Here is a 20,133-nt window from a genome sequence, read left to right on the forward strand (position 1 = left end):
CTATCATTATTTTTAAAAATAAACACAAATCCGATTGCCATTTATCGTTTGGATGTCAATATCCATGTCATAGATTTCTTTTAAAACCGGGGATGTAATGATTTCTTCCGTTGGACCTTCCTTCACGATTTTGCCATCCTTCAGTGCGACAATATAATCGGAATAGCAGGAAGCAAAGTTGATATCATGAATGACGATCACGACTGTTTTGCCAAGCTCGTCCACTAATCGTCTCAACACTTTCATAATTTGAACGGAATGCTTCATATCCAGGTTGTTCAGCGGTTCATCCAAGAGAACATATTCTGTATTCTGGGCGATAACCATAGCAATAAATGCCCGCTGCTGCTGTCCTCCGCTCAGCTGATCCAAATACTTATCCTCCATGTTCTGAAGCTCCATGTATTGAATAGCCTCGTCAACATACTTCATATCTTCTTTCGATAATTTTCCTTGAGAGTACGGAAAACGGCCAAAGCTGACTAAATCTTTAATCGTTAAGCGGATATTCAGATGATTTGATTGCTTTAAAATCGAGATTTTTTTCGCAAGATCATTGCTTTTGCTATCGCCGATTTCTGCCCCATCAATAAATACTTGCCCCGCATCTTTTTTAATCAAGCGGCTTATCATTGATAACAGCGTACTTTTCCCCGCTCCATTTGGTCCGATAAACGAGGTGATTTTTCCTTTTTCAATGTGAACAGAAACGTCTTCCACTACATTCTTATTTCCATATCGTTTTGTAACCTTGCTGACTTCTACCATGATTTATTCTCCCTGAGCAGCAGATAAATAAAGTACACGCCGCCAATGAAATTGATGATCACGCTTAACGTTGTTGAAAAGGTAAACACTTTCTCAACGATAAATTGACCGCCGAGCAAAGCAATAATGCTGATTAAAATTGAACCGGTAATTAAGTACTTATGCTGATAGGTTCTTAAAAACTCATGTGCAACATTTGCCACCAGAAGTCCAAGGAATGTAATCGGACCAACAAGAGCCGTTGCAATAGAGACAAGAATGGCAATGATGATCAGCAGTCTTTTGACAACGCCATCATAATCAATGCCCAAATTCACGGCGTGCTCCCTCCCCAGTGAGAGAACATCAAGGAAATGACTGAATTTCATAAAATAGATCGTAACCGCACTTACCGATATGATCGCAACGAGCAGCAAATCCGTATTCACATTATTAAAGCTTGCAAACATCCGGTCCTGAACAATTTGAAATTCATTCGGATCAATTAATACCTGCATAAACGAGGACATGCTTCCAAATAACGTTCCAAACACTATGCCTACCAGCAAGAGAAAATAAATATTTCTCCCTTCTCTTTTAAAAAGCTGCTGATAGAGAAGCAGTGAAAACAGCACCATTAATCCAACAGATAGAAGAAAGTTCACGTTCTTATTGGCCATCGTCAGCGACTGCGAACCGAATACAAAGATAATAAACGTCTGAATGAAAAGATAAAGCGAATCTAAGCCAATGATGCTGGGCGTTAATATCCTGTTATTTGTGATGGTTTGAAAGATCATCGTCGAAAAAGCAATGCAGCTTCCCGTCAAAACAATCGCTAAAATTTTGACTCCCCGTTTAGGAAGGACATAATCAGGGTTTCGACCGACATCATAGAATAGGAAAGCTGCAGCGAACAATCCAGCGATGATGGCAAGGATAATCAGTTTCGTTTTATTATTCATATGCCTTTCTCCTAAACAGTAAATAAATAAAAATGATGCTTCCGATTACTCCGACAGTCAAACCGATTGATATTTCATAAGGATAAATAATAATTCTGCCTAAAATATCACAGAACAGAATAAACACTGCTCCAAGTAAAGCTGTATGCGATAGGCTCTTTTTCAAATTATCTCCCAAATAAATACTGACGATATTCGGAATGATTAATCCCAAGAACGGAATGACACCGGCTGTCAAAATCACGACTGTTGTCACAAGTGCTACGATGACAAGACCGATATTGACAACATACTTATAATTCAGCCCGAGATTAACGGAAAACTCTTCTCCCATACCGGCTACCGTAAAGCGATTCGCGTAAAAATAAGCAACTATCACAAGTGGAATGCTTATGTAAATCAGTTCATATTGCCCTTTAACAATCATTGAAAAATCGCCTTGCAGCCACGAGGACATATTTTGAATCAAATCATTCTTGTAAGCAAAAAAGGTTGTAATCGAACCGATGATATTCCCGAACATTAAACCAACTAGCGGAATGAAAATCGTATCCTTAAATCGAATTCTCTCTAAAATTTTCATAAAGATGTACGTTCCCGCTAATGCGAAAAGAAAGGCAACACCCATCTTTTCAAGCGGACTTGCGGATGTGAAAATCATCAGCGAGACTAAAATGCCTAATCTCGCAGAATCCATTGTTCCGGCAGTTGTAGGAGACACAAACTTATTCATCGTTAACTGCTGCATGATTAAACCGCAGATGCTCATGCTCACACCTGCAATAATGATACTGACAAGCCGCGGCAGCCTGCTAATTAAGAGGATTTGCACTTGATCATCCTGCAAATTAATAAGATCTAACGGTGTTATATCTTTAACACCTATGAAAATGGAGCAAATGGATAAAATGATGAGCGCTGCTAACAGGTATCTCTTTTTCATAACGGTTCCTTACATGCATTATTTTTGAAGCATATCTCGTATCGGAGCCCACATTAAGTGTTGCAAACTCGATTATGTAGCACTTATCTCGTTTCGGAGCCCACATTAAGTGCTGCAAACTCGATTATGTAGCACTTATCTCGTGTTGTAGCCCACATTAAGTGTTGCAAACTCGATTATGAAGCACTTATCTCGTGTCGGAGCCCACATTAAGTGCTGCAAACTCGGTTATGTAACACTTATCTCGTGTCGGAGCCCACATTAAGTGTTGCAAACCCGGTTATGAAGCACTTAACTCGTATCGGAGCTCACATTAAGTGCTGCAAACTCGGTTATGTAGCACTTATCTCGTATCGGAGCTCACATTAAGTGCTGCAAACCCGATTATGTAGCACTTATCTCGTGTTGGAGCCCACATTAAGTGCTGCAAACTCGGTTATGTAACACTAATCTTGTGTTGTAGCCCACATTAAGTGTTGCAAACTCGGTTATGTAGCACTTATCTCGTATCGAAGAACACATTAAGTGCTGCAAACTCGGTTATGTAGCACTTATCTTATGCGGGAGCCCTTATTTAAGTGCTACAAAATTGGTTATGGAATCACCTCACCCCTTTGGTAAAGATAATCATTCTCATTTAATCCTAAAAAAAAGAAGCTTTCACTTGTTTGTAACTCCACCTAAAATGATAATGATTTTCATTATCATTTGTCAATATAAATTTACTTGTTTAAACAAGTATTTATAAAAAAACAGTTATTTTAAATTATTTCTGATTTTATCAAGCACCGCGAGACAGATGTTCATGTCGTGTTCACTAATCTCTGATGAAGCATCCGCAATGGTTTGACTTGCTAAACCCTCGAGCTCTGGCTGGAGATCTTTCATTGCTTCAGTCAAAAAAATCAGGTTGATCCGCTTATCGCTATCATGAGGAACTCTTTTCACAAGCCCCCGCTTTATCATATTATCAATCAAGCGTGAGACACTGGGCTGATCTCTTTCATTAAGGAGTGCCAGCTGATTTTGCGTTTGGCCATCCTTTTCATAGAGCCTGCATAAGATTTGCCATTGCTCATATGTCACAGAATAATCCCTCAAGTTTTGATTTAAACGGTTACAAATTAATCTTGAAGCATGGAACAGCTTATATCCAAGCGAGTTGTCCAAGTAATATTTATTCTCAGTCATAGTTGTGAACTCCCTTTAAAGTCTTTCCATAGATAATGGTAGAGGAAGAAACTTGTTTATGCAAGTATTTTCTGAATATAGACTTAATTAAAAAAGAGATAACAAATGGTTACCCCTTTTCAAATCATTTTTATTTAGACTTCTCGTAATTCAAATCCCAAGTGATTCCATAAGCATCCTTCACTTTTGCATATGTAGCTCCCCAGAATGTATCCTGCAATTCCATATAAATCGATCCTTTTTCAATTAAAGCACTGTAAACTGTTCTGATTTCATCATCACTTTCAAATTCAAGCACTAAGGAAATATTGCTGCCAACATCAACGGACTGGCCTGGAAAAGCATCAGATACCATTAGCAGCAGATCATCTTTTTTAAAGCGAGCGTGCATAATCCTGTTATCAGCCTCTGGCGGAGTCGGATAATCAGCCTCTCCATACGTCTGAATTTCAGCGATTTCACCGCCGAATACACCTTTATAATATTCCAGCGCTTCTTTTGCATTACCATTAAACATTAAATACGGCGTTGCTTGATGTTTCATAACAGCACACTCCTTTTTATGGATGATACTGTCATTATAGTGGCCAACAAACACATTCTCAACATAATAATTATCAGAAAACTAAGAAAACGTATAGAAAATGTTCACAAAGATACGACATCTTTTTGTCAAATGCTCTCGTCTATTACTTTCCAGTATAAATAACTGTTAATATTGTAGAGAATCGTTTATGTTAGTTAGAGTGTGGATTTAAAAAGAAAAGGAGAATTGTGATGAAAAGTACAGAGGTAATTGTAGAGGATTCTCTTTCTATAAAAAGCATCTTTTCTTGGAGTAATTTTAAGGCTATCGTAAAAGACGGCATTGTGAAGTCCAATCTTCTTGGTATGTTTGCCGGCCTTTCTGTAGCATTAGCTGTATATAATATAAGTTTTGTCGATAACATTCTCGTTGTCATTCTTGCGCTGCTGGGTACAGCATCTGTTGTAGGCGGTGCCGGTGCAATTAATAACTATTATGACCGGGATATTGATTCTCTTATGCAAAGAACGATGGAACGACCGACAGTTACAGGGTCCATCCATCCCAAGTTTGCCTTATGGCTTGGCATCGTTCTTTCAATAAGCGGAATCGTGTTCTTGTTCTTGATCTCGCCACTTACGGCATTCATAGGAGCACTCGGTTTATTCCTATATCTTGTTCCTTATACAATGTGGACAAAAAGAAGAACAATTTATAACACTGAAGTAGGCAGCTTATCCGGTGCCATTGCTCCTTTGATTGGCTGGGTAGCCATCTCGCCTGACCTGTTCCACCCTGCTGCACTCGGATTGTTCGTCTTAATGTTTTTATGGCAGCCGCCGCATTTCTATGCGATTGCGATCAGACGTTTAGAAGATTACAAGAATGCTAGTGTGCCGATGCTTCCGGTTGTAAAAGGAACATTCCGCGCCAAAATTCAAACAATCGTTTATTTAACTTTATTGCTTGCAGCATCATTCCTATTCCTATCGTTCAGCAAAGTGGTGGCATTTACAATGTTCGGACTGACCCTTGCCTGGATGCTTGCAGGAATCATCAGCTTTAAAAAGATGGATGACTACAAATGGGCAACGATGATGTTCATCTTTTCACTAAATCATTTAACAATTATCTTTACAATGTTGATCATTGTATCATTCTTATAAAAAAGTCAGCCGACATTCGGCTGGCTTTTTCTATTCCGTCATGACACCCCAGCCATCTGCATACCCGCCAAGAGGCTTGCAGATCTCATCAAGCTTCTTCTGCATGCCAACAATCTCATTATGCTTCAAATGCATCTTTACAGAGCCAAAGCAAGTCCACTCTTCTACATCATCGTCATACTCCATCATAAATTTATAGCCTTTATCGGATAGTGCTTTTAAGATGGCTTCTCCATTCTTCTTTTGATCTGGAACCGCCACATAAAAATCAATCATATGAGGTTTTTTAAAATTCAATCCTTCTTTGTACAGCATATTTAGAACTTTTCCATCCTCATCCTTCGGAAAATTCATTTCGTTTCCTCCATTCTGTTCAAGTCTCCACCTTCATTATCCAGTAATTTTCAGAAAGAGCAACCATGAATCCCATTCTAAAGTTGGAGAAAACTTCAATCCAATGACGAATCGCCTCCATTCACTCATTGTCATATAGTAAAAGTATCAAAAAGGAGGCGGCAGAAATGGATATGAACACGTACGCTTTTGAAAAATTAAGAATGCATCACAAAGAAGAACTTGATAAAAAAATGCAGTTCAATGAAACGTATCACTTATATTCTGCTCCCAGGAAAAAAATATGCATGGATCTTATTTTGTTTAAGATTTGCATTTAATTAGAAAAGCGGAAGAAGTCTTTGTCGATTCGCGATGAACAGGGAGCTAGGCGCTAAAGCTGGAAATCAACGCGCAATATTTATACTTCTGTTTATTAAACAAAGCTCAGCCAAAAAATCTGGATGAGCTTTGTCTCTCTTATTTCTTATGATTATCCGCGTAAATTCCCATCGCATCCCGCATAAATACAGCCAGACCATCACCGAACTTATCAATGTTCTTCGTAAAGCGTTCATCATCCACATACATCTGCCCTAAGCCTTTAAAAGCATCATATGAGTAGTGGCCGAATTTATTCAAAAGCACATACCATTCTCCGATTGCAGCCTGTGACTCTTCAGAAGAAGGTGATTCGTGACGTAGATCTGCAAGCTTTCTATAGAGATTATTAAAGTTCTCCTGCATCTCTTTTGTCATACTTGCTGCTTTTGCGTTAGCCTTATCAACTGCCTCGTCTCCCCATCGTTCACGCGCTTCCTGTTCATAAGGATTTTCACTGAAATCAAAGCCTTCAAACTTTTCTTTATTGGACATGTCAATTTCTCCTTTCGCATACTGTATTGTTTTATCAACCGTTGCAATCATTTGATCAAGACGATTTCTCTTCTCAAGCAGCATTTTCCTGTGCAGCGTGAGTGCCTCCTCACGATCAAAAGAAGGGCTGTTGATAATTTCTTTAATCTTTTTCAAAGGGAAACCAAGCTCTTTAAAAAATAAGATCTGCTGCAGTGTTTCTAGATTTTCATTGGAATAAAGCCGGTATCCGGAACCTGTTACCTCATCTGGAGTTAACAATCCGATTTCATCATAATGATGCAGCGTGCGCACACTGATCCCAACTAAATCCGCGACTTCTTTTATTCTCAATGCCTTTGGCCTCCCTTCATTCATTACTTTAAGGTATAACGTAACGTGAGAGTCAACCGTTTTTCTGAAATTTATTTTGCCCAAAAGAAAAGACCTTAGCTTATGCTAAAGTCGATTGTTCTTTATTGTAATTTTTCATAATTTGTCGGAATGCAGTCCTATTTATTCAATATTTACTAAAAGTGATTTTGTCATAATTAACCGGAATAAGATTAGTTAATTTAAATCAAATAGAATAATTTCCATAATTAATCGGAAAAATTTATATTATATAATACTATTAGTAGATACAAAAAATCTTTTAACTAAATTAAGAAGTGATTAGCTTGAAAGGTCTATATAATTGTAAGAGTTAATATTTATAATAAAAGTTGTTCTTTATTTGTTTATTATGAAAATCCTTTTATTTCACAATTTTAAATGTAGTAAAGAATTACTCAAAATTTTTTCTAATTTCTATCTTATATGATTTGTCATTATAATTTTTCAACAAAGGGATACGATAACACTTTTATTAATGATTTTCGTATTTCCCTTGCATTATCATATTGATTTATTACTTTTTTCATCTTATCTAAAATAGATAAGTTTTTCAGATACTCACGATCAGCCTTTTTGAAATGAATTAATTCTTCTTCATATACTTTATCAAGTATTTTCAACTTCGCTATTTCAGATAACTCTTTGAATTCAATAATATTGTCAAACCGAGAATATATTGCTGAACCAAGTTTTTCTTTTATTTCTTTTGGAGAATTATAATTAGATGTACACAATATGATTGTATTATCTAACTTTACTTTGTAATATTTATCTTCAAATTGTCCCTCGTCAAACATTTCATAAAAAGCGCTGTAGAATAAAGGATGTGCTTTATCAAACTCATCCAATAACAAAACGTTAGTTTCCCTTTCAATAAGGTCCTTCGCTAGAGAGAAAACCTTATCTCCAAAGATATATGAGTATATGTTATCATTGTGGAACATAGATAACTGTTTCCTAAATAGTTTTTTTCCGTTTAAAACCTCGTTAATTAACTTAGCTGTCTCAGTCTTCCCGACACCAGGAGGGCCATATAACATAAGAACCTTAGGTTTATTCTTCCTCTTATTCGTCAATGGATATAATGTTTGTAATATCTCTTTTTTTACATGTTCCTGTCCATAAATAATTGAATCAAACTTTTCCTTCATATTACTTAATCTCTTAACAGTTAATCTTTTGTAAACATAATTGATAACCTCTAACTCAATAGTAGATATATGGTTCTGTAGTTGTTCTACAATTTTCTTTGGGGGATTATGTAAATACACTTCTTCAAACTCTAACCTTTCAGCATAAAGACAAATATAGTTTATAAACCCATCTATAAAATGTTCTTTTACACCTGAATACTCATCTGAATATACAATAAGTGAATCAAATATACTAAGATTAATTTCGTTTCCCTTAAAAACCATATCCATTGCGCTAACAACACTTGTTAATGAATTGGTATATTCACTGGGTACTATTTTTTCAAATTCATCCAGTGGTCCATTAAACACTATAAATTTCATACTTTTTCTCCTGAAATCCCTGCTAACAACACATCGTAAATATTTAAACTAATTCTTGTGTCATCATTTTTTTGTTCATTAAATATTTCTTCTGCTGTCAATTTTTTAATTTCTTCATCCTTAGGAAATTCATTTTCTACTAATAAATCTTCTAAATTACATTCCCCCACTTTTATGCCATAGTATGTTAAATCCATTTTTGTTAAATCTGTTAGAGTATAACTATTTCTAAAAGAATTAATATTAAAACGAAGAATTGATTTTTCTTCACCTTTAACAGCTAGTAACTCATAGTATCCTTTTGCTCCTTTAAGAATGTCGTCAATTTCTATAAAGTTAAAGTCAGCTAAATCTTTTGTATATTCGGTATCTTCTTTAAGTAGCTTAATATATGGAGAATACATTTTTATAAATGTAAATGAATTTCTTATTGAATCTACATTAAAACCATTAAAAACGCTAATTTGTTTATTATTTTCTTCACTATTTGCAAATTTTACAAAGTCTGATAAAAGAGTATTGGTTATAGTAGATTTTAGGATTGAATCCTTTGACTTTTCTATATTTGCATTACCATTTAGAGAAATACTTGCTTTAATCAATGAAAAGAAACTATTTCCAGCTCCAACCTTTCCATCGACTGAACCACCAACTTTATAAGTAAACTTTCCATTATCTTCATCAACTACCTCTATATTTCCTCCATAATGGATTTGCAGAAAATCTGTTGCAGAACCTTCATCAAAATAAACAATCTTATACAAGCATTTCCACTCCCTTTAAAATATGTAGAAGTTCTATTTAATCGTCATTGAAGAATTAAAATTCATTATTTTTAAAATTAACTCTAGTAGTTAATTTAACATAAAATTACAATAATTTCTTTTATAGACATATCTAATTTTTCAAATTCACCAAATCACATTTAAATTTTCTTTAATACACCTATTAATTGGTCTTTACGGGAATACTATATAATAAATTTACCAAGAGATCCTTTTTTCTAAAAATTCATGTACTTGCTATGATATAATAAACTTGTAATTCCAAAGTTAGGAGGTTTCTATATGGAACCTGAGATCATGACAATAGCTCAAGTAGCAAAGTATTTGCAAATAAGTGAGATGACTACATATAAGCTTGTCCAAGAAGGGAAATTACCTGGTTTTAAAATAGGTAGACACTGGCGAGTAAAGAAAGAAGACCTAAACGAACATATAGAAAAGCTAAAAAGAGGAGAGCGACTTTAATAGCTAATCCTATATTCTAAAGATAAAACATAAAAGGGAAGCAACTTTAAATAGATGCTTCCCTTTTATGTTTTCTTATTTAATGACCATTACAGGACATTCTACACGCTTGACTACTTTGTGGGATACGCTTCCCAAAACCATTGTTTGTAACTTATTTAATCCCCGACTTCCCACAACAACACATTCATAATTACCTCTATTAGCAAATTCTACAATGGTTGGTCCCGGTTCACCGTGTTCTATGATTATTGAATAGTCTAGCCCTGCATGTATAATTCTGTCTTCAATCGGCTGTAATCTAGCTTTTCTTTTTCTTTCGATTTCAAATTTACTTACATTTTGCAAGACATCGCTTTTTGACGTTGCTCCATCAACAACATATAGCACATCGATTCTACCTTTAAACATCTTCGCAACTTCAATGGCCTTTTCTGCTGCACGTACTGAATGTTCTGATCCATCTGCTGGTAATAAGATTTGCATGTTTATCTCTCCATTTACTGTCATATTTAATGTCCAGAAGCCTTTGATAAGCCCCCAATTTTTTTCTTTAACCTTTGACTTTCTGTGTTTAATCCTACATAAGAAACATGTATATTATTTTGTTCAAATTTCATTTCAATTTTATCTAATGCACCAATTGCTGAATCATCCCAAAGATGCGCTAGAGATAAATCAATGACAACTTCTTTTACATCATCACTATAATTGAATTTGTTTATTAAGTCCGCTACTGAAGCAAAGAATATCTGACCTTGAACCTTGTAAACTTTTTTTCTATCATTTAGTACTGTTTCTTCAATATGCACCTTTGAAATTTTTGCTGCAAAGAAAATCATACTTAATAAAACTCCTGCTAATACACCCTTTGATAGATCATGTGTGTACAAGACAGTTAAAACGGTGATGACCATAACGACCGCGTCAGTTTTCGGAATCTTATGAAGAGATTTAATAGAACTCCAATCAAACGTACCAATGGAAACCATGATCATAACTCCAGCTAGTGCTGCCATAGGGATTTGTACTACTATACCCCCTAAAACGATAATCAAAAACATAAGGACAATGCCTGCTACTAAAGAAGATAAACGACCATTTCCTCCTGATTTTACATTAATAACGGATTGACCAAGCATAGCACAGCCAGCCATTCCACCGAAGAATCCTGTTATGACATTGGCATATCCTTGTCCACGTATTTCCTTATTTTTATTACTCTCAGTATCAGTCATATCATCCACGATATTTGCAGTCAGTAATGATTCAAGCATTCCAACTATTGCTAGGGCTAATGAGTATGGAAATATGATTGCTAATGTTTCAAATGTAAGAGGGATCGAGGGAATTAAAAACACTGGTAAACTCTGAGTTAATACCCCTAAATCTCCAACAGCCCTCACACCAATATCTCCAAAAATCACAATGGCTGTTACAACAATAATGGCTACTAATGTAGAAGGAACTGCTTTTGTGACCTTAGGAAACAAATAAATGATGGCCAATGTTAAGGCGACGAGACCGTACATCACCCAAGATTCTCCTTCAAAATGTTGTAACTGTGAGGTAAAGATCATAATCGCTAATGCATTTACAAAGCCTACCATGACCGATCTAGGTACAAACTTCATAATGCTAGCTAATTTAAATGTTCCAAATAAAAACTGAATAATACCTGTTAAAATGGTTGCTGCTAATAAATACTGAAGACCATAATCAGCAACTAATGTAATCATTAATAAAGCCATCGCTCCAGTTGCACCTGATATCATACCTGGTCGTCCACCTACAAAAGCTATGACCACAGCAATACAGAAGGAAGCATACAAACCTACCATAGGATCAACACCTGCAATGATTGAAAAGGCAATGGCTTCTGGTATAAGAGCTAAAGCAACAACAATACCAGATAGTACATCTCCTTTAACATTACCGAACCATTGTTGTTTTAAGTTATAAGTTTTCACTTTCTCACCTCTATTTAGTATTTTTCGACCTTCGACTCTCACGAAAGTCAGACGTTGTTTGTACCTGAATAATAACACCTTTAATTAAATAATTAAAATTCGATGTAAGCGTAAATCATATTATTTTTACTCTTATTTACTTTAAATATCTATAAATTACTACCCCTAATATAAATTACATAATTTAATTATAATTAAATACAACCATTTATATTTTAGTATTAATTAATATAATTATTTTTTGGTATCCATAAACATCAAAGAGGCTATCTTAGTGACAGCCTCTTTCCTCATTCTCTATTCTTATTTAACAACCATAACTGGACATTGAGAATACTTTGTCACTCTGTGGCTTACACTTCCCAGCAGCATTTCTTGAAAAGAATTAAGCCCTCTGCTTCCCATTACGATTAGGTCAATTTGTTTTTCTTTAGCATAAGTTAAAATAATCTTGGCAGGGTCTCCTCTTAATATCTTAATGGCATACTTAACACCTGCTTTATTTGCAAGATTAACTGTTGCATGAAGTCTTTTCTCTCTACTATATCTAATTCCTGCTGAATCCCAACTTCGCAAAACATCTTGTTTCGATGTGTTACCATCTACTACGTAAATGACTTCAATCTCGCTGTTCGTGCTTAACTTTGCAATTTGAATTGCCTTCTCTGCAGCTTTAATTGAATGGATTGACCCATCAGTTGGAAGTAAGATATGACGAAACACGGTATCCCCCTCTTTCATCCAGCATTTATATAATTATTATATAACTGTAGGCTTAATATTTGAAGCGCTTACATAATGATTTTTCTGACATCCTTTTTTTGTGGAAAAATCATCTTTGACAAAAAGAAAAGAAGATCCAAATAGATCTTCTTAAGAAATATTAATAAGTTTAATCACAACAATTGGACTTCTTTTTAATCGGTTATATATAAAATCAGAAATGAGATTCATCATTTGTCTCTCAACATCAGTTCCATCAATTAATTGATGGAATAATGAAGTGGCTAAGTTCTGTAATTCCCCCATTAAAGGTCCTGCATCTCTCATATAAACAAATCCTCTAGATATAACCTGAGGCTTATCTATCATGTTAACACCATCTTTGAGAATAAAAATGGTAATGATACCATTTTCAGCAAGTCTTTTTCGATCACTTGCTACTTTCTTCCCTATACTAACTACGTTGTTTCCTTGTACATAATCTGTACCGGAAGGTACACTCCCTACAACACTAGCTTTTGAAGAACTGATTTCAATAACTTCCCCATTATCTAAAACAAAGATATTTTCTTCCGGTACTTTACAATTAAGAGCAAGAGATTGATGCATTTTTTGCATTCGATATTCTCCATGAATTGGAACAAGATATTTAGGCTTCATTAAGTTAATCATCAGTTTTAATTCTTCTTGTCCACCATGACCGGATGTATGAATATCATACAATTGATTATCGATAACTTCGGCTCCGGCTTTTAATAGTTTATTGATCACTTTATTTACATCAAGAATATTGCCTGGTATTGGCGAAGATGAGAAAATAATGGTATCTCCACGTTCAACACTTATGAATCTATGCTTACCTTCCGCTATTCTTGATAACGCAGCAAAAGGCTCTCCTTGACTTCCAGTACAGAGTATCGTCACCTGACTTTTTTTGAAATTGTTAACATCATCCGCTCCAATAAATGTTCCATACGGTGCCTTTATATATCCTAATTCTTTCCCAATCGAAATTGCTCTTTCCATACTTCTACCAAAAACAGCTACTTTACGACCTGTCGCAATTGAGGCTTTAATAACCTGTTGAAGTCGATAAACATTCGATGCAAATAAAGCAACAATGATTCGGCCTTTCTGGCTTTTGATGACCTCAAAGATATTGTCACTAATATATTGCTCAGAAGCTGAAAATCCGGGAACTTCACTATTTGTACTATCGGATAATAGGCACAATACACCCGAGTTCCCTATTTCACTCATACGCGACACATCCGATGGTTTCCCGGTGGGAGTCAAATCGAATTTGAAGTCACCTGTATGTACTATATTCCCTAAAGGTGTATGGATGACAATCCCAAAAGAGTCAGGAATACTATGTGTTGTTCTAAAAAAAGTAACAAAAGAATGATGATATTCCACTCTACTGTTCTCTGATATTTCATGGAGTTTTGCCATATGGAGGAGTTGATGTTCTTCTAATTTACTTTTAATAAACCCCAAAGCTAAATCTCCCGCGTAAATCGGAATGTTTATCTTTTTGAGCAAATACGGTATACCTCCAATATGATCCTCATGGCCATGTGTGATAAAGAGACCTTTTATTTTTTCCGTATTTTTCTCTAAGTATGAGAAATCAGGAATAAGTAGGTCTACTCCAAGTAAATCATTGGTTGCAAACTTCACACCCGCATCAACAATTATGATTTCATCCATGCATTCAATGACGTACATATTTTTCCCTATCTCACCCATTCCACCTAGTGGAATAACTTTTACTGCTTCATTTTCACTCATTGAATCCTCCTTTATCTTTTTATTCATTTCTTTTTATGCTTTTTATAAAAATTTTTATATTTTAGAAAAAGGCTGTTTTCGCATTCTTGTTTCTTTTTAAGCCATTGCTCGTACAAACAGGTTCGTTCCATTGCGATCCAGGCACTCGTCTGGGGAGGAAGCCGATCCTCCCTCGGATTCGCCTGTGAGACCGCGCAATTTCCTCTTCTCCTGCAGGAATCGAGCGACTTCTGCTCTATTCCACTATTTTTAAATATTGCATTCTGAAAAATATAATATTTACGAAAACAGCCTAGAAAAAATATAAAAATAATTGGCTTGTTTCACACGATCAACTAGATACTCTTATTTTCACAAATGAATTGAACAAACGCAAACATTAAGTACAGGTTTTTTTCGACATGATCTTATGGCTAGACAAATTCTTTAGAGTTATTAGAAAGTACCTGCACATACTAACAAAAGGATAAAGGAGGTAGTAATAATTGGAACAGGTAACATATAAGGAGTCTTGGTTCGGCAATATAAAAGGAGATGTTCTATCAGGATTAGTTGTTGCACTTGCGCTAATCCCTGAGGCTATAGCCTTCTCTATTATTGCCGGTGTTGATCCAATGGTTGGACTTTATGCTTCTTTTACAATCGCAGTAACGATTGCCTTTGTAGGTGGAAGGCCTGGAATGATATCAGCTGCAACTGGGGCAATGGCATTATTATTTCTTGATCTAGTTAGAGATCACGGACTTGAATATCTGCTAGCTGCAACTATATTAACAGGGGTACTTCAAATTATATTCGGTTTTTTAAAACTAGCGAGATATATGAAGTTTATACCTCGTTCCGTTATGGTCGGTTTTGTAAATGCCCTTGCCATACTCATTTTCACATCACAATTACAGCATTTTGAAGGCGAAACATCAATAATGTATTTGCTAGTTGCAATTACATTATTGATCATCTATTTATTACCCTATTTAACGAAGGTAATCCCTTCTACTCTTGTTGCTATTATCGCCGTAACAACTATTGCTCTTATTATGGATATCAATGTTAGAGCTGTAGGAGATATGGGAGAATTAACGCGTACATTACCTGTCTTTTTGATACCAGACATCCCCCTTTCAATTGAAACTTTTATGATTATCTTACCTTACTCACTTGCTTTAACTATTGTCGGGCTATTAGAGTCCCTTCTTACAGCATCTATTGTTGATGATATGACAGACACTCCTAGTAATAAGAATGCTGAGGGGAAAGGTCAAGGAATCGCTAATATTATTACAGGGTTCTTTGGAGGTATGGCAGGCTGCGCCATGATTGGACAATCAGTCATAAACATTAAATCAGGTGGGCGTGGACGCCTCTCATCACTAGTTGCAGGCGCATTTCTCATGTTTCTAATTATTGTTTTAGGTGATATTGTTGTACAAATTCCAATGGCTGCTTTAGTAGGTGTCATGATCATGGTTTCGATTAGTACATTTGATTGGAATTCCATTCGTACCCTTCATTTGATTCCAAGAAGTGATGCGCTTGTGATGATCATCACGGTTGTCACCGTTATTTATACTCATAATTTAGCTATAGGTGTCTTTTCTGGAATCTTATTAAGTGCGATTTTCTTTGTGTCTAAAATTTCCAAAATACGTGTAGAAAGTCACTTAAAAGGAGATACAAGAATATATAATATCAATGGTGAACTATTCTTTGCATCGGTAACGGAATTGCTCACAAAATTTGATTATAAAGAAGAAATTACATCTGTTGAAGTAAATCTTACTCGGTCTCATATTTGGGATGATTCTGCAGTTGCTGCTATTGACAAAATTGTTTCAAAGTTTGAGGAAACTGGTAAGAATGTAAACGTGACCGGCTTAAACGAGGAAAGCTCAGAACTAGTTGGTAAACTCGCGAACAAACTAAGCTCTCATTAGGATGAGTAGGAGGTGAAAAGATGTACAAGAAGATCTTATTAGCAACAGACGGCTCAGAGCACTCTAAGCGCGCTGCTGAAAACGCTATTCATATTGCTACATGTAGTAAAGGTTCAACCATAGATGTTGTTTATGTTATTGATGCGGATAGAGCTAAATCTGATGTCCTAAGCAACTGGAATTCTATTGATATCAATGATAAGCGTAAAGAACGAATGAAGGAAGTTGAAAAACAAGCAATGGAAGCCGGAGTCTCCTATGAAATAAAGATCTTACATGGCGAACCAGGTCCATGCATTGTCAATTATGTAAGCGATAACAATATTGACATTGTAGTAATTGGCAGTCGAGGTTTAAACGGAATCCAGGAATTTGTGTTGGGCAGTGTTAGTCATAAAGTAGCAAAGAGAGCGAATTGTCCTGTACTTATTGTAAAATAGAAAGGTGTGGAAGATTAATCCTCCACATTTTTCTTTTCTTTATTATTATAATAATTCCTTTTAAATCCAACTGGATATTATTCTTCATACCCTATTTCTTTTCTCAGTTGTTCAATTTGAACTTTTAGTTGTTCAGCTTGCATTTTTAATTGTTCTTCCTGCCTTTGAGCCTTCAATTCGAATTCTTGCTGTTGAATAACTTGATTGTATTCTGCTTTTTCACGTTGAAATTGAAATTCTTCTGCTTTTGCTAATTCCGCTTTTTCTTTTTCTTCTTTTCGCATTTTTAACTGTTCTTCCTGCATCCTTAACAGTTCTTCTTGCCTTTGAGCCTTTAATTCCATTTCTTGCTGTTCAATACCTCTATTATGCTCTTCTTTTTCACGTTGAAACTGAATTTTTTCTGCTTTTAGCTCTTCCTTTTTTTCTTTTTCTTCTTGAGCCCTTTGAGCTATTATCTCTTGGTTTTCCTCACGTTTTTTTTGTGCTTCTTCGTAACTGTAACCATCTTGTTGTTGTTTATCGTTTTTCTTAATAACGTATGATCCGTCAGACATTTCAATTAAAGTAAAATAATTACTTTGATGGGTTTGAAAAGCTTCCTTTTGGTTTTCAGCGATTAAATAAGTACCGTTCACTTTAAAATACACATCATCGCCTTCTACGTGAGCAGTCGTTACATGAGATAATATACTATTTCCAGTTGGTGTAATATCTTGATTACACGCTGTTAATAATAATATGGAAAAAATCGACAATACGAATAACTTTTTCAAAATATACCTCCCATAGCAAATTAACTCCTTTAAATGCTTTAGTACTATCAAATACAAATCCAACAGATTAGCTTTAGTCAAAAACAGATCCAATCAATAAAAAGTAATTCTATTATTATATAGATATAAGCAAATAGGGATATCCTAATATTCAAAATTCATCTCTGCATTCCTAACATTTAGTATTCAGATCCTAACAGCGTAAACATCACATTAAATAATAATCTTTGGTCTCACCTCTCATTCTGTAAGATATACTTCTGTCATGTTTTATATCGGTATACATAAGTAAACTTTTAGAAAAAAATGATATATTTAATCAAAAAGTAAGACATACATTTGATAGAAATATTTTTTTCCCCTAAATTAACTACGTGTATGTTGAATCCATAATCTGAATGTATTCAGGTCCTTAACTGTCTTAACGTTTCTATATTTATTTAAATTATTATGGTGTAACAGTAAAATAAACTTTTTTTAATTTTTTTCTATTCACAAAAAAAGAACCCTATTAAAAGACCTTTCTAAGATGTCTATAGGGTTCTTTCTTTTTTGTATTTTTATTATGTTGTTTATATTAGTTTAACCTTAGATTTTTTAATCCATATAATAATTTAAAGTTATTCTTCATTATAAAACCTCAATAAGTCTCCATAGATAATCTTATCCGAAAAACTTAACTCATTGTGAGCCTTTTCTGCATAAAGATCACATGTTTCCTCACCGTCAACAATATCACCTGTTTCTCGGTCATAACAGACATCAGATACAGAGATATAATCTTCGGTTATAAAGCTTCCATTTCGCAATACTGCAAAAGGATTTCTCTCAGGTGAGAATAAATCATTTCCAAAGTGAATCATGTCACTTGTATCAATACCCAACAAATGTAATAAAGTAGGTTTCACATCAATTTGTCCTGAAATATCTGAGATTAATTTAGGATTCTGATCTGTTATACCTGGCATATGAATTAAGAATGGTACTCGTTGCAATTGTACAGAATCATACGGTGTAATTTCGTCTTTTTCTAAAAACTTAGCCATCGCTTTATTGTGGTTTTCAGAGATGCCATAATGGTCCCCCATTAACACAATAATCGAATTCTCATAAAGACCTGACTCTTTTAATTTCTCAATAAATCTCTTTAATGCTTCATCTTGATAACGTACTGTTGGAAAAAATCTGTTTAGAGTTCCACTATTTGAATCAAATTCATCTATGAATCTATCTTCTTCCCCTAACTCAAAAGGAAAATGATTTGTTAACGTGATAAAGTAGCTGTAAAACGGTTGTGGTAGTTCTTTCATTAGATCAACTGATTGTTCAAAATACTCTTTATCCTTTAAACCCCAACCAACTGAATTTTTAGCTGTTACTTCATAGCTATCTATATCATAAAAATGGTCAACACCAAATGAATTATACATAATATCCCGATTCCAAAAGCTTGCATTATTCGCATGAAAAGTAGCTGAGTAATAGTTATGCTCCTTTAGGATTTCAGGAGTAGCATTATACTCATTGTTACTATTTGTGAAAAATACTGCACCTCTTCCAAGTGGATACAGTGAATTTGCTGTCAGAAATTCTGAATCAGACGTCTTCCCCTGTTCCGTTTGATGATAGAAATTGTCAAAGTAATAGCTTTCTTGAATAAAGTCATTTAAAAACGGTGTAATTTCCTCACCATTCAATGTTTCATTCACCACAAAGCTCTGGGTCGATTCCATCGAAACAAAAATCACATTACGCCCTTCTGCAATTCCAAACAGTTCTTCATTTGGTGCTTTTTTATTTGCTTTAATATAGTTTTGAATATTTGTTAGCTCGTCACTATCCGCAAGTGCCCTTTGGGCAGTTGTTCTTGACTGTAAAATAGCATCATAAATGTGAAAATTAAATATACCTATATTTTTCACCAGCATCTCTCTATCAAAGGAACGAGTTAAAAGTTGAGGACGCTGTACTTCAGCTAGTCCCAAATTAAACATAAATACCGCACAAACTAGTAAGAAATAAGCAACTCTTTCTTTTATAGTCACTGCATTAATCACTTTGTTTTTATATTTTCTAGCTAACCAAATCAAAAAGATGATATCTACAAACAATAGAAAGTAACTTGGCTTTACCAACTCTTCAATACTACTTCCCAAATCTCCCATATTACTAGATTGAAAGAGTACAGGAATCGTTAAAAAATCATTAAAAAAGTTGTAAAACATCATGTTGGCAATCAACATAATCGTACCTATTGTACTCACGACAATAATATAAATATTTCTTGCTCTCTGTTTCATAAAAAGACCTAATCCAAAAATAAGTAAAAAGAAACTTAGTGGATTTAGAAATAATATAAAAGCCTGCATAGGATTTTCTATTTTGATATCAAAGCTTGTTTGATAAACAACATACGTTTTCACCCACATAATCATTGCGGCAATAAATAAGAAAGAATATTTATTTACTAATTTCTTGAACATAGTTTCCTCCTCTAGTAGCAATAATGCATAAATAAAAGATACCCTCCCTCTATAAATATTGATATATCAACGGTTTGACCCGTTGGTGGGATGTCAAAAAAATATTTTTCGACAAACACCCTAA

General features: G+C 34.7%; 20 protein-coding genes. 5 read left to right on the top strand and 15 right to left on the bottom strand.

Annotated elements, in window-relative coordinates:
- Nucleotides 1-12: 12 nt before the first annotated feature.
- The 5 genes from CYJ36_RS15280 to CYJ36_RS15300 form a co-directional block, all read right to left on the bottom strand.
- Nucleotides 13-768, bottom strand: a complete 756-nt coding sequence (locus CYJ36_RS15280) for an iron ABC transporter ATP-binding protein (RefSeq protein WP_101568118.1) — start codon at nucleotides 766-768, stop codon at nucleotides 13-15.
- Nucleotides 762-1,712 (bottom strand): iron chelate uptake ABC transporter family permease subunit, encoded by a 951-nt coding sequence (locus tag CYJ36_RS15285; protein ID WP_101568119.1) that lies wholly within the window; start codon nucleotides 1,710-1,712, stop codon nucleotides 762-764. The genes CYJ36_RS15280 and CYJ36_RS15285 overlap by 7 nt, the downstream gene beginning before the upstream one ends.
- The gene (locus CYJ36_RS15290; protein WP_101568120.1) at nucleotides 1,705-2,655 is read right to left on the bottom strand and encodes an ABC transporter permease; all 951 of its coding nucleotides are present in this window, start codon (nucleotides 2,653-2,655) and stop codon (nucleotides 1,705-1,707) included. Before CYJ36_RS15290 ends, CYJ36_RS15285 begins: the two co-directional genes overlap by 8 nt.
- A 756-nt stretch (nucleotides 2,656-3,411) precedes the next feature.
- Nucleotides 3,412-3,846, bottom strand: a complete 435-nt coding sequence (locus tag CYJ36_RS15295; protein ID WP_101568121.1) for a MarR family winged helix-turn-helix transcriptional regulator — start codon at nucleotides 3,844-3,846, stop codon at nucleotides 3,412-3,414.
- Between the two features lie 130 nt (nucleotides 3,847-3,976).
- Complete coding sequence (locus tag CYJ36_RS15300; protein WP_101568122.1) at nucleotides 3,977-4,390, bottom strand: VOC family protein; 414 nt, start codon at nucleotides 4,388-4,390, stop codon at nucleotides 3,977-3,979.
- Nucleotides 4,391-4,623: 233 nt separating this feature from the next.
- Between CYJ36_RS15300 and cyoE the strand changes: the two genes are divergently transcribed.
- Nucleotides 4,624-5,538 (top strand): heme o synthase, encoded by a 915-nt coding sequence (cyoE, locus tag CYJ36_RS15305; RefSeq protein ID WP_101568123.1) that lies wholly within the window; start codon nucleotides 4,624-4,626, stop codon nucleotides 5,536-5,538.
- Nucleotides 5,539-5,568: 30 nt separating this feature from the next.
- On the opposite strand, the gene CYJ36_RS15310 is transcribed toward cyoE, so the two are convergent.
- Nucleotides 5,569-5,892 (bottom strand): ribonuclease E inhibitor RraB, encoded by a 324-nt coding sequence (locus CYJ36_RS15310; RefSeq protein WP_101568124.1) that lies wholly within the window; start codon nucleotides 5,890-5,892, stop codon nucleotides 5,569-5,571.
- 167 nt (nucleotides 5,893-6,059) lie between these two features.
- Here CYJ36_RS15310 and CYJ36_RS23725 point away from each other — a divergent pair, with 167 nt between their 5' ends.
- On the top strand, nucleotides 6,060-6,212 hold the full coding sequence (locus CYJ36_RS23725) for a hypothetical protein (RefSeq protein ID WP_180850349.1): 153 nt from the start codon (nucleotides 6,060-6,062) through the stop codon (nucleotides 6,210-6,212).
- 139 nt (nucleotides 6,213-6,351) lie between these two features.
- On the opposite strand, the gene CYJ36_RS15315 is transcribed toward CYJ36_RS23725, so the two are convergent.
- The 3 genes from CYJ36_RS15315 to CYJ36_RS15325 all read right to left on the bottom strand — a co-directional run bounded on the left by CYJ36_RS15315 (nucleotide 6,352) and on the right by CYJ36_RS15325 (nucleotide 9,403).
- The gene (locus tag CYJ36_RS15315; protein WP_101568152.1) at nucleotides 6,352-7,104 is read right to left on the bottom strand and encodes a MerR family transcriptional regulator; all 753 of its coding nucleotides are present in this window, start codon (nucleotides 7,102-7,104) and stop codon (nucleotides 6,352-6,354) included.
- Nucleotides 7,105-7,556: 452 nt separating this feature from the next.
- Nucleotides 7,557-8,639, bottom strand: coding sequence for an AAA family ATPase (locus tag CYJ36_RS15320; protein WP_101568125.1), 1,083 nt, complete (start codon nucleotides 8,637-8,639; stop codon nucleotides 7,557-7,559).
- The gene (locus CYJ36_RS15325; RefSeq protein WP_101568126.1) at nucleotides 8,636-9,403 is read right to left on the bottom strand and encodes a DUF6414 family protein; all 768 of its coding nucleotides are present in this window, start codon (nucleotides 9,401-9,403) and stop codon (nucleotides 8,636-8,638) included. Before CYJ36_RS15325 ends, CYJ36_RS15320 begins: the two co-directional genes overlap by 4 nt.
- 303 nt (nucleotides 9,404-9,706) lie before the next feature.
- Here CYJ36_RS15325 and CYJ36_RS15330 point away from each other — a divergent pair, with 303 nt between their 5' ends.
- Complete coding sequence (locus CYJ36_RS15330) at nucleotides 9,707-9,889, top strand: helix-turn-helix domain-containing protein (protein WP_101568127.1); 183 nt, start codon at nucleotides 9,707-9,709, stop codon at nucleotides 9,887-9,889.
- Nucleotides 9,890-9,964: 75 nt separating this feature from the next.
- Here the strand turns inward: CYJ36_RS15330 and CYJ36_RS15335 are convergent, their stop codons facing one another.
- The 4 genes from CYJ36_RS15335 to CYJ36_RS15350 form a co-directional block, all read right to left on the bottom strand.
- Nucleotides 9,965-10,381, bottom strand: a complete 417-nt coding sequence (locus CYJ36_RS15335; protein ID WP_101568153.1) for a universal stress protein — start codon at nucleotides 10,379-10,381, stop codon at nucleotides 9,965-9,967.
- Nucleotides 10,382-10,401: 20 nt separating this feature from the next.
- Entirely contained in the window at nucleotides 10,402-11,859 is a 1,458-nt protein-coding gene (locus CYJ36_RS15340) for a SulP family inorganic anion transporter (RefSeq protein ID WP_101568128.1), read from the bottom strand.
- 303 nt (nucleotides 11,860-12,162) lie between these two features.
- Complete coding sequence (locus CYJ36_RS15345) at nucleotides 12,163-12,582, bottom strand: universal stress protein (RefSeq protein WP_101568129.1); 420 nt, start codon at nucleotides 12,580-12,582, stop codon at nucleotides 12,163-12,165.
- A 150-nt stretch (nucleotides 12,583-12,732) separates the two neighbouring features.
- The gene (locus CYJ36_RS15350; protein ID WP_101568130.1) at nucleotides 12,733-14,376 is read right to left on the bottom strand and encodes a ribonuclease J; all 1,644 of its coding nucleotides are present in this window, start codon (nucleotides 14,374-14,376) and stop codon (nucleotides 12,733-12,735) included.
- Nucleotides 14,377-14,861: 485 nt separating this feature from the next.
- Here CYJ36_RS15350 and CYJ36_RS15355 point away from each other — a divergent pair, with 485 nt between their 5' ends.
- Entirely contained in the window at nucleotides 14,862-16,310 is a 1,449-nt protein-coding gene (locus CYJ36_RS15355) for a SulP family inorganic anion transporter (RefSeq protein ID WP_101568131.1), read from the top strand.
- A 20-nt stretch (nucleotides 16,311-16,330) separates the two neighbouring features.
- On the top strand, nucleotides 16,331-16,750 hold the full coding sequence (locus tag CYJ36_RS15360; protein ID WP_101568132.1) for a universal stress protein: 420 nt from the start codon (nucleotides 16,331-16,333) through the stop codon (nucleotides 16,748-16,750).
- Between the two features lie 77 nt (nucleotides 16,751-16,827).
- Here CYJ36_RS15360 and CYJ36_RS15365 read toward each other — a convergent pair whose 3' ends face one another.
- Nucleotides 16,828-17,526 (bottom strand): hypothetical protein, encoded by a 699-nt coding sequence (locus CYJ36_RS15365; RefSeq protein WP_101568133.1) that lies wholly within the window; start codon nucleotides 17,524-17,526, stop codon nucleotides 16,828-16,830.
- A 620-nt stretch (nucleotides 17,527-18,146) separates the two neighbouring features.
- A complete protein-coding gene (locus CYJ36_RS15370; RefSeq protein ID WP_101568134.1) occupies nucleotides 18,147-20,009 on the bottom strand; it encodes an LTA synthase family protein in 1,863 nt (620 codons plus the stop codon).
- Between the last annotated feature and the right edge of the window lie 124 nt (nucleotides 20,010-20,133).

Origin of the sequence: Bacillus sp. UMB0893 (genome assembly GCF_002858905.1) — a bacterium.
Lineage (GTDB): Bacteria > Bacillota > Bacilli > Bacillales > Bacillaceae > Bacillus_P.